This is a genomic window from Rubrimonas sp. (genome assembly GCF_036788415.1).
In the GTDB taxonomy this organism is placed as follows: Bacteria; Pseudomonadota; Alphaproteobacteria; order Rhodobacterales; family Rhodobacteraceae; genus Rubrimonas.
In genome coordinates this window covers 1-9,829 of the sequence record NZ_DAIQNN010000093.1, presented here as the reverse complement: position 1 = coordinate 9,829, position 9,829 = coordinate 1, and the positions used below count along the sequence as shown (strand labels likewise).

Below are 9,829 nucleotides of genomic sequence, written 5' to 3'. Positions count from 1 at the left end.
GCTTCGCTCAGCAGCCAATCGCAGCCTGAAGCCCCCACCTTCGGAAAGGTCCCCGGGGGGACAGCCCGGCCCGTCACGCCACCGCTTCGGCCAGAAACCGCGCCAGCGCGCCAAACACCGCCTGCCGGTTCTGCAACCGGGCGAAGCCGTGCCCCTCGTAGGGTATGCGCAGCATCACCGGCGTCCGCCCCAGCCCCCGCAGCGCGGCGTAGAGCATCTCGCTTTCGGCCGGCGTCACGCGCGGGTCGTCGGCGCCGTGGGCGATGAACAGCGGCGCGCGGATCCGAGCGGCCTTGCGCATTGGCGAGAGGGCCGCGAGCATCGCCGCGCCCTCGGGCGTGTCGGGGTCGCCATACTCCACCGCGCGCAACGCACGCCGCCACGGGCCTGTGGTGGCCATCAGGTTGTTGTAGTCGGCGATGCCGTAGAACTCGGCCCCGGCGCACCAGTCGTCAGGATACTCGGTCAGCGCCGCCAGGGCCATGAAGCCGCCGTAGGACTGGCCGTATACGACCAGTCTCGCCGCATCGACCCCGGGTCGGGCCGCCAGCCAGTCGCGCACGGCCTTGAGGTCGCGGACGCTGTCCATCCGCTTCTCCAGATCGTCGCCCGCCTGCCACGCGCGGCCGTAGCCGGTGGAGCCGCGCACGTTGGGCGCGACCACCGTCCAGCCGTGGCGCACGAGGTGCTGCACGTCCGACCGCCAATGCGCGGCGTACTGGCTCTCGGGCCCGCCGTGGACGATCACGAGCGCCGGGCGGCCGGGCCGGGGTTCGCGCGGCTCGAACACGAAGGCGGGGACAGCCTGGCCGTCGAAGCTCCCGATGGCCACGGTCTCGGGCCGCACGACGTCGCTGTCGGCGAGGGGGAAGGCGCCCTTGGCCAGCACGGTTGTCTCGCCCGTGGCGAGATCGACGCGAAAGAGGCGCGACGGGCGGTCGAAGCAGTTCACCGCGCAGATCACGGCCGTGTCCTGCGCCGCCAGCAGCAGCGTGGTGATGCGGCCCTCGGGAAGGCCCGTCACGGTGCGGGTCGCCCCGTCCGACCGCGAGACTAGCACGAGGCGGGAGGCGCCGCCCTCGTTGACCGCGCAGGCGATCAGCCGCTCGTCCTTGCTCAGCGCCGCGGCCTCGACGTCCGCCTCGGGGGCGAACAGCCATTCCGGCGCCCCGCCCTCCAGCGGCAGCCTCGCGACGCCGTGGAACTGGCGAGCCGCGTCCGTCACCAGCAGCAGCGCCGCGCCCTGCTCGATGAAGCGCGCCGCCGCGACGTGGGCCTTCATCCGCGCGAGAACGGGCCGGGTCCGGCCGCTGGCGAGGTCGAGCAGCAGCAGGTCGGCGTCGAACATGCCGCGGCGGTTGTCCTGCACGAGCAACGTCGCGCCGTCGGGCGAGAAGCGCATCGGCGTGCGCCAGCCCTCGCCCGTCAGCACGGCGCGCGTCTCGCCGGTCGCGAGATCGCGGACGTGGACGTCCATGTGCCGGGCGTCGCGGGCGTTGCACGCGTAGGCCAGTCGCGCGCCGGCGGCGTCGAAGCAGCCCCATTGATGCACCCAGCGCGGATCGTCGGTCAGCGCCTGCGCCTCGGTCGCGCCATCGGGCAGCAGCCAGAGCTGATGACGCTCGTCGCCGCCGCGGTCGGTGACGAACAGGATGTCCCGCGACTTCGGGCGGAAGGCGGCGGCGTAGACCCGCTCGCCGGGCGCGGCGCGCAGGGCGGGCGCGCCGCCGGGGCCGAGGTCCATGCTCCACAGCGCGTCGAGCCCGCTCTCGTCGCTGATCCAGGCCAGCCGCTCCCCGTCTTCGGACAGGGCGGGCGAATGGTGAGCGCGGAGCGCGACGTATTCTTCGACGCCCGGCCCGCGCCCCTCGATGCGGTCGGCGAGCCGGTCGGTCGCCGCGGTGAGCGCCGCCGACAGCGCCGGCGCCTCGGGCGTCGCGACGTGGTTGGCCAGGCCCACGATGGTGAAGCGCGCCTCGGGCCACGCCCGGTGCAGCCGCCAGGCGCCGTCCATGGGCGTGACCACGTCATAGCGGCCATGGACGATTTCGCAGGGCAGGTGGCGGATGCGGTCCACGCCTGCCAGCAGCGCGCCCTCGGGCATGAAGCAGCCGTTCGCGCAGTAATGGGTGAACAGCCGCGATATCTCCAGCGCCGCGCGCGGCTCGGTCAGCGCCGCCAGATGCGCGGGGCTCGGCAGCAGCGTCTGGGTCCGCGCCGAGAAGCCGCGCAGCGCGAGGCCCGCGGGCAGGTGCACCGCCGGATCGGGGTCGATCAGCCGCTTGTGGTAGGCCGCCAGAAGATCGCCGCGCTCGGGCTCCGGCACGTGGCCCGCGAAGTCCTCGAAGGCGTCGGGGAAAAGCTTGCCGATGCCGTGAAACCAGAAGCGGATGTTCTCCGCCTCGCCGAGAAAGATCCCGTGCAGCCTGAGGCCCAGACAACGCTCGGGGTGCGCCTGCGCATAGGCCAGCGACAGGAAGCTGCCCCATGAGCCGCCGGTCATCAACCAGCGCTCGATCCCCAGATGCGCGCGGATCGCCTCGATGTCGGCGATCAGCGCCTGCGTCGTGTTGCCGTCCAGTTCGCCCGAGGGGGTGGACTTGCCGCAGCCGCGCTGGTCGAACAGGACGACGCGAAATCGCCTGGGGTCAAAGGTCCGCCGAGCCGCAGGGCGCACGCCCCCGCCGGGGCCGCCGTGCAGGAACAGCGCCGGGACGCCCTCGGGGTTGCCGCATTCCTCGACATGCAGTTCGTGCGGGGGGGCCACCTCCAGTCGGTGGACGCGATAGGGCTCCGCGGGCGGATAAAGCCCTTCCGGCGTCAGCATGGTCGACCTCCGACAGCGATTCCGTCGTCGACCGGGCTGTCCGACGCGGCCCGCGCATCAGCGCCGGTTTTTCGGGCAGTTGCAAGGCCATGGCGCCCGCTTTCGCCGAACGCCCACGCAAGGGCGGCTGCGGGGCACAAACGGCTGGCATCGCCCCGCCCGCTATGGCAGCGTTGGCTTCACAGGGGTCGGCAAGTCCGACAGGTGAGGATCGCAAAAAATGGCAAAAGCACGTTTTCTGGGCGGCTGCGCCGTTGCCGCCATCGTGGCGGCGTCGGGACCGGCGCTCGCGCGCACGCCGCAGAACACGATGGTCATGGCGTGGAACATCGACGCCATCAGCACCTTCGACCCCGCCCAGATCGGCGAGGTGGTCACCAACGAACTGATCACCAACATCTGCGACAGCCTGGTGATGGCCGACCCGGAGAACGAGGCGGGCATCCTGCCGGCGGTGGCCGAGAGCTGGACCGTCTCCGAGGACGGCATGGTCATCACCTTCAACATGCGCCGCGACGCCGTGCACCCCTCGGGCAACCCGGTGACGGCGCACGATCTGGTCTGGTCGATGACCCGCGTCGTGGAACTCGCCTTCGGCAACGCCGCGATGCTGACGTCCTACGGCTTCACCAAGGAGAACGCGGTCGAAAGCTTCGTCGCGCTGGACGACCACACCTTCCAGATGACGCTCAGCGACCCCTATCCGCTCGACATCATCATGCAGGCCGTGGTCTCCGGCCGCGTGGGCCATGTGCTCGACAGCGAGTATCTCAAGACGAAAGAGGTCGATAACGACCGCGCCAACGGCTATCTGACCACCAACACCGCCTGCGTCGGTCCGTACCGTCTGCGCCAGTGGAGCGCCGGCGAGGTGGTGATCCTCGAGGCGAACGAGAACTACTATGGCGAGGCGCCGAAGACGCCGCGCTGGATCATCCGCCATGTGCCCGAGGCCGGCTCCCAGCGGCTGCTGATCGAGCAGGGCGACGTCGACGTGGCGCGCGATCTCGGCTCGGAGGACCTGCGCGCCCTGTCGCAGAACCCCGACGTTCAGCTGATGAGCACGCTGAACCACCAGATCTTCTACATGAGCTTCCACAACGAGAAGCCGCCGTTCGACGACGACCGGGTGCGCCTCGCCTTTCGTTATCTGATCAACTACGACCAGCTCGCCGAGACGGTGATGGCCTTCGCCGGCGTCCCCCGCAACACCGTCGTTCCGCTGGGCGCCTTCGCGGCGCTCGACGAGGAGGAAGGCGCGCCGTTCTCGCTCGACATCGAGAAGGCCCGCGCGCTGCTGGCCGAGGCGGGCTACGCCGACGGCTTCACCGCGCGCATGTTCATCGGCACACCGCCTTACGCCGCACCGGTGGCCCAGCACATCCAGGCCAATGCGGCGCAGGTCGGGATCACGCTCAACATCGAGCAGATGGCCAACGCGCAGCTGTTCTCCGCCTTCCGCGGACGGGAATTCGACACGCTGCTGTCGTCCTGGCAGACCAACATTCCTCACGCGCACGGGATGCTGGAGCGCCATGCGGTCAACCCCGACAACCGCTTCGAGGCGGCGCTGGGGATGTATCCGACCTGGCGGTCGTCCTGGTACCGGCCTGACTTCAACGACCGGGTGCGCGAGGCGCTGTTCGAGACCGACCGCGAGAAGCAGATCGAACTCTATCGCGCGCTGCAGCAGGACCACATGCAGTACGGTCCCGGGGCATACATGTTCCAGATGTCCAACAACGCTGTGGTGCGGAGCAACGTGCAGGACTGGACCTGGCATGCGTTCCGCGTCTACATGAACCGCGCCTACAAGGACTGACCGGCCGCCATGGCCGACGTCGCCACATCTTCCGGTCCGCCGAGCGCGGCGGACCGGCCGGCGGTCCGCCGCCTTGCCGGGTTCGCGCGAGTGCTGGGCTCGGTCGTGGTCACGATCTTCGGGCTGCTCGCGCTCACGTTCTTCATCGGGCGCATGCTGCCGCTGGACCCGGTGCTGGCGATCCTCGGCGACGATGCAGGGCAGGAAGCCTACGACCGGATGTATCGGCAACTGGGGCTCGACCAGCCGCTCTACGTCCAGTTCTATACCTATCTGCGCGACATGCTGTCGTTCAACTTCGGCACTTCGCTCGCCTCGGGCCGGCCGGTGATCGAGGACATCCTGCGCGTCTTTCCCGCGACCGTGGAGCTCGCCACCGTCGCGATGCTGCTCGGCACCGCCGTCGGCGTGCCGCTCGGCGTGCTGGCCGCCGCGCGGCACGGCACATGGGTGGATCAGCTGGTGCGCGTGGTCGCGCTGATCGGCTATTCGGCGCCGAACTTCTGGCTGGGGCTCATCGGGCTGACGCTGTTCTACGCGTCGCTCGGCTGGGTCGGCGCGCCCGGCCGGATCGACGTGATCCACCAGTGGGACCTTGAGCCCTGGTCGGGCCTCTATCTTCTCGACACCGCGCTGGCCGGTCAGTGGGACGTGTTCAGCGACGTCTTCAGCCGCATCGTGCTGCCGGCCTCGATCCTCGCCTACGGCGCGCTCGCCTACATCGCCCGCATGACGCGCAGCTTCATGCTGGAGCAGCTCGGGCAGGAATACATCGTCGCCGCCCGCGCCAAGGGAGCCAGCCGCGCCGCAGTGATCTGGGGGCACGCCTTCCCCAACATCGCGGTGCAGCTCGTCACCGTGATCACCCTGTCCTACGCCTTCCTGCTGGAGGGCGCGGTGCTGACCGAGACGGTGTTCGCCTGGCCCGGCTTCGGACGCTACCTCACCACGGCGCTGTTGCGGTCGGACATGAACGCGGTGATGGGCTGCGTGCTGCTGATCGGGCTCATCTTCATCGGCCTGAACCTGCTGGCGGACCTGTTCTATCGCAGCTTCGACCCGAGGACGCGATGAGCGCCCACGACGCCGCCGGAGCGCCCGGGCGGCGCAGCCTGCGGGAGTGGCTGGACGCGCCGACCGCCGCGTCGCCCGGGCAAGCCCGCGCGCAGGCAGTCTGGCGGGGCTGGCGGCGCCTGTCGCGGAACCCGGCGGCCATGGTCGGCCTCGTCATCCTGCTGGCGCTGCTGCTCGCGGCGCTGTTCGCGCCCTTGGTCGCCACGCACGACCCCTTCGCGCAGGATCTGACGCGGCGGCTGCAGCCGCCGTCCGCCGCGCACTGGTTCGGCACCGACGACCTCGGCCGGGACATCTACAGCCGGATCATCTACGGCTCGCGCATCACGCTCTACATCGCCTTTCTCGCCGCGGCGATCGCCGGGCCGATCGGGCTGATCGTCGGGGCGACGTCGGGCTACTTCGGCGGCTGGGTGGACATCGTGCTGATGCGCGTGGTGGACGTCTTCCTGTCGTTCCCCGCGCTGATCCTCGCGCTCGCCTTCGTCGCGGCGCTGGGGGCGGGGATCGACAATGCCATTATCGCGATCTCGCTGGCCGCCTGGCCGCCCATCGCACGGCTTGCGAGGGCCGAGACGCTGAGCGTGCGCAAGGCCGAATACATCGCTGCTGCGCGTCTGATGGGGGCCGGGGCCACGCGCATCATCGTCGGGCACATCATGCCGATGTGCGTGCCCTCGGTCGTCATCCGCATCACGCTGAACATGGCCGGGATCATCCTGACGGCCGCCGGGCTGGGCTTTCTCGGCCTCGGCGCCCAGCCGCCGATGCCGGAGTGGGGGGCGATGCTCGCCTCGGGGCGGCAGTTCATGCTGACCAACTGGTGGCTCGCCACCATGCCGGGCCTTGCGATCCTGTTTGTCAGCCTCGCGTTCAACCTGCTGGGCGACGGCCTGCGCGACGTGCTGGACCCCCGCCATGGCTGAGCCGCTGCTGACGGTGAGCAACCTGCGCGTCGCCTACCCCGCTCCATCGGGCTGGAACGAGGTGCTGCGCGGCGTCTCCTTCACGCTGGGGCGCGAGCGGCTGGGCATCGTCGGCGAGTCGGGCTCGGGCAAGTCGACGGCGGGCCGGGCGATCATGCGCCTCCTGCCCCCGCAAGCCCGCGCCACGGCCGATGCGCTGCGCTTCGCGGGCGTGGACCTCCTGACGGCTCCGGAGCGGCAGATGCGCAACTTGCGCGGCGGGCGCATCGCCATGATCCTGCAGGACCCGCGCTATTCGCTGAACCCGCTGCACAAGGTAGAGCGGCAGATCGTCGAGTCCTGCCGGCTGCACGCGCGCATGTCGCGCGCCGAGGCCCGCGAACGGGCGCTGGACCTCCTGGAGCAGGTGCGCATCCGCGACCCGCAGCGGGTGCTGGGGCTTTATCCGCACGAGCTGTCCGGCGGCATGGGCCAGCGGGTGATGATCGCCATGATGCTCGCCGCCGAGCCCGACATCGTGATCGCCGACGAGCCGACCTCGGCGCTGGACGTCACCGTGCGCGGGCAGATCCTCGACATCCTCGACGAGCGCGTCTCGGCGAAGGGGCTCGGCCTGATCTTCATCAGCCACGACCTGCCGCTCGTCGCGGACTTCTGCGACCGGGTGCTGGTGATGTACGCCGGCCGGGTGCTGGAGGCGCTGCCGGCCTCGGAACTGCCTAAGGCGCGACACCCCTACACCCGCGCCTTGCTCGGCAGCCTGCCGCCGCTGGACCGCAAGGTCGAGCGGCTCGTCGTGCCCGAACGCGACCCGTCGTGGCTCGAAGGCCCCGCCGCATGACGGCCAAGCTCGACGTCGCGGGCCTTTCCGTCACGTTCGGCGAGGGCAGCCGGGCTGTCCACGCCGCGCAGGACGTGACCTTCAGCGTGGCGAAGGGCGAGGCGTTCGGTCTGATTGGCGAATCGGGGTCGGGCAAGTCCACCGTCCTTCGCGCCGTCGCGGGACTGAACGCCTACGCCGGAGTGGTGGCGCTGGACGGCGCGCCGGCGCGGCGCCCGCGGCCAAGGGCGTTCTTCCGGCGCGTGCAGATGGTGTTCCAGGATCCCTACGGCTCGCTGCACCCGCGCAAGATGGTGCGCAGCGTGCTGATGGAGCCGATGCTGATCCACGGCATCGGCGACTGCGACCGCCGCGTCGCGGAGACGCTGGTCGCCGTCGGCCTGTCGCCCGACTATGCCTACCGCTATCCGCACCAGCTATCGGGCGGCCAGCGCCAGCGGGTGGCCATTGCGCGGTGTCTCGTGGTCGAGCCCGAGGTGCTGCTGCTGGACGAGCCGACCTCGGCGCTCGACGTGTCGGTGCAGGCGGGCGTTCTGAACCTGCTCGACGGCCTGCGCCGGGCGCGCGGGCTGACCTATGTGCTGGTCAGCCACGACCTGCGGGTGGTCGCCCATCTGTGCGAGCGCATCGCCGTGATGACCGAGGGTCGGGTGGTCGAGCAGATCGACGCGGACGCGATCCGCGCCGCCCGCTGCCGGCACCCCTACACCCGCGCCCTGCTGGCCTCCAGCCGCGGCTGGACCCGAAGCGCGGCGTCGTCCGATACGGCACCGGCCTGACCGTCAGGCTTGAGAACGGCGTCGGAAAGACCGCCGGATCGGCTATCCGTACGTCGCCTACCGCCCATGAGCACAGCCTACCACGCTCAAACGTTCGTCGGCGCCCCACGGTTTTTCATGCTCTCCCTCCTGGGCCTGCGGTCCGCGACCGGCCGCAACCGGGAGCTTGCGCGCCGCCGTCCCAGGGATCGTGTCGCGACGCGATTGACTTGATCTCCAAAATGTTTGAACTTCAAATCAATGGACATCCAGTCGAAGAACGATGGCCCGGCAGGCCTCGGCCTGGCGATACGGACGCTGAGCGACGCGATGGCCGAGGCCGAACGCGCCGAGGCCAGCGCGTTCGACCCCCCGCTGGCGCCGCGGGAATGCTCGGCGCTGCGCGCGACGCCTCAGGCGGGGGCAATCCGCATGAAAGCGTTCTGCGCCGCTGTCGGGATAAGCCTCGGCACCGGCACCTACGTCGTCGACAAGCTGACGGCGCGGGGCCTGCTGGAGCGGGCCCGGCCCGAAAGCGACCGGCGCGCCGTCGGCGTGGCGCTGACCGCGGCCGGACGCGCCGCCCGCGCCCGGCTGATGGCGGCGCAGGACGGGATCTGCGAGCGGTTCCTGCAATCGCTCCCCCCAGGCGAGCAGGCGACGCTGAGGACCATCCTCGGCCGCCTTGGCGCGACAGCAGCCGCTGGCTGCGTTCCACAACGACAGGGAGACTGAACCGATGACCACCGTCGCCGAAGACATGACCTGCGCCGCGAGCCTCGACATCGAGGCGATGCAGAAGACCAAGGCGCATCTGGTCGACCACCCCGAGCAGGCCAAGGGCTCCTTCTCTGCGAAGACCGTCTGGACGGGCGGCGCGCAGGCGGTCACCTCCGCGCGCAGCTTCACGATCCGCACCGACGAGCCGGCCCCGCTCGGCGGCATGGACGCCCACATCGATCCGATGGAGTTGCTGCTCGCCGCGCTCGGCTCCTGTCTCGCGATCGGCTGGGCGACCCACGCGAAGCTGCGGGGCGTGGAGTTCACCGGGCTGGAGATCACCGTGAACGCGCCGTTCGACCTGCGCGGCTATCTGGCCATCGATCCCTCCGTCCGGCCGGGGTTCGGCGAGCTGAGTTACACCGTGAAGGTGGAGAGCGACGCGAACCCGGCGGTGCTGGAGGAAATCAGGCAGGCCGCCGAGATCGGGTCGCCCATGTTCGACAACATCAAGAACATGACCCCGGTCAGCGGGACGCTGGCCGCCTGAGCTTCGGCGACGGGGGCCGGGCGGACGACGCCCGGCAGCCGGAGGGCGAGCATCGATGACATGAACTGCGAGGTTGCGCTCGCCCGCCAGCATCGTGCGGCCCTCCGGGGTCTCCCAGCCAACGTAGCGCTCCATCACCGCCGCCGAGAGGCCGCTGTCCTCGATCATCGCGCCGGCGGCCAGCAGCCCCCGGGCACGCGCGTTGATCCCGGCGACGTGCGCCGCTACGGGGTCCTCGGGGTCGACCGACTGGGAGCTCCCGGTTCCGGCCGGTCGCGGGGAGACCCGCGGAGCGCGGTAGGCGGCCATTC

General features: G+C 70.5%; 8 protein-coding genes. 7 read left to right on the top strand and 1 reads right to left on the bottom strand.

All coding sequences use genetic code 11. The features are described from left to right. Window positions 1-73: 73 nt before the first annotated feature. Complete coding sequence (gene pip / locus V7Q31_RS15260) at window positions 74-2,827, bottom strand: prolyl aminopeptidase (protein WP_333834723.1); 2,754 nt, start codon at window positions 2,825-2,827, stop codon at window positions 74-76. Between the two features lie 220 nt (window positions 2,828-3,047). Here pip and V7Q31_RS15255 point away from each other — a divergent pair, with 220 nt between their 5' ends. The 7 genes from V7Q31_RS15255 to V7Q31_RS15225 all read left to right on the top strand — a co-directional run bounded on the left by V7Q31_RS15255 (window position 3,048) and on the right by V7Q31_RS15225 (window position 9,518). Continuing rightward, window positions 3,048-4,649 carry an ABC transporter substrate-binding protein gene (locus V7Q31_RS15255; protein WP_333834722.1) on the top strand — a complete coding sequence of 534 codons (1,602 nt, stop codon included), beginning with the start codon at window positions 3,048-3,050 and terminating at the stop codon, window positions 4,647-4,649. A 9-nt stretch (window positions 4,650-4,658) separates the two neighbouring features. Continuing rightward, the gene (locus V7Q31_RS15250) at window positions 4,659-5,723 is read left to right on the top strand and encodes an ABC transporter permease (RefSeq protein ID WP_333834721.1); all 1,065 of its coding nucleotides are present in this window, start codon (window positions 4,659-4,661) and stop codon (window positions 5,721-5,723) included. Then, window positions 5,720-6,649 carry a nickel transporter permease gene (gene nikC, locus V7Q31_RS15245; RefSeq protein ID WP_333834720.1) on the top strand — a complete coding sequence of 310 codons (930 nt, stop codon included), beginning with the start codon at window positions 5,720-5,722 and terminating at the stop codon, window positions 6,647-6,649. Before V7Q31_RS15250 ends, nikC begins: the two co-directional genes overlap by 4 nt. Then, a complete protein-coding gene (locus V7Q31_RS15240; RefSeq protein WP_333834719.1) occupies window positions 6,642-7,490 on the top strand; it encodes an ABC transporter ATP-binding protein in 849 nt (282 codons plus the stop codon). Before nikC ends, V7Q31_RS15240 begins: the two co-directional genes overlap by 8 nt. Then, window positions 7,487-8,269, top strand: a complete 783-nt coding sequence (locus V7Q31_RS15235; RefSeq protein WP_333834718.1) for an ABC transporter ATP-binding protein — start codon at window positions 7,487-7,489, stop codon at window positions 8,267-8,269. The genes V7Q31_RS15240 and V7Q31_RS15235 overlap by 4 nt, the downstream gene beginning before the upstream one ends. 309 nt (window positions 8,270-8,578) lie before the next feature. Next, on the top strand, window positions 8,579-8,983 hold the full coding sequence (locus V7Q31_RS15230; RefSeq protein WP_333834717.1) for a MarR family winged helix-turn-helix transcriptional regulator: 405 nt from the start codon (window positions 8,579-8,581) through the stop codon (window positions 8,981-8,983). 4 nt (window positions 8,984-8,987) lie between these two features. Further along, complete coding sequence (locus V7Q31_RS15225) at window positions 8,988-9,518, top strand: OsmC family protein (RefSeq protein WP_333834716.1); 531 nt, start codon at window positions 8,988-8,990, stop codon at window positions 9,516-9,518. Window positions 9,519-9,829 lie beyond the last annotated feature (311 nt).

Excerpts from the sequence above, each read along its gene's own strand:
- pip (WP_333834723.1), bottom strand. The coding sequence starts at position 2,827 with ATGCTGACGCCGGAAGGGCTTTATCCGCCCGCGGAGCCCTATCGCGTC.
- V7Q31_RS15255 (WP_333834722.1), top strand. The coding sequence starts at position 3,048 with ATGGCAAAAGCACGTTTTCTGGGCGGCTGCGCCGTTGCCGCCATCGTG.
- V7Q31_RS15250 (WP_333834721.1), top strand. The coding sequence starts at position 4,659 with ATGGCCGACGTCGCCACATCTTCCGGTCCGCCGAGCGCGGCGGACCGG.
- nikC (WP_333834720.1), top strand. The coding sequence starts at position 5,720 with ATGAGCGCCCACGACGCCGCCGGAGCGCCCGGGCGGCGCAGCCTGCGG.
- V7Q31_RS15240 (WP_333834719.1), top strand. The coding sequence starts at position 6,642 with ATGGCTGAGCCGCTGCTGACGGTGAGCAACCTGCGCGTCGCCTACCCC.
- V7Q31_RS15235 (WP_333834718.1), top strand. The coding sequence starts at position 7,487 with ATGACGGCCAAGCTCGACGTCGCGGGCCTTTCCGTCACGTTCGGCGAG.
- V7Q31_RS15230 (WP_333834717.1), top strand. The coding sequence starts at position 8,579 with ATGGCCGAGGCCGAACGCGCCGAGGCCAGCGCGTTCGACCCCCCGCTG.
- V7Q31_RS15225 (WP_333834716.1), top strand. The coding sequence starts at position 8,988 with ATGACCACCGTCGCCGAAGACATGACCTGCGCCGCGAGCCTCGACATC.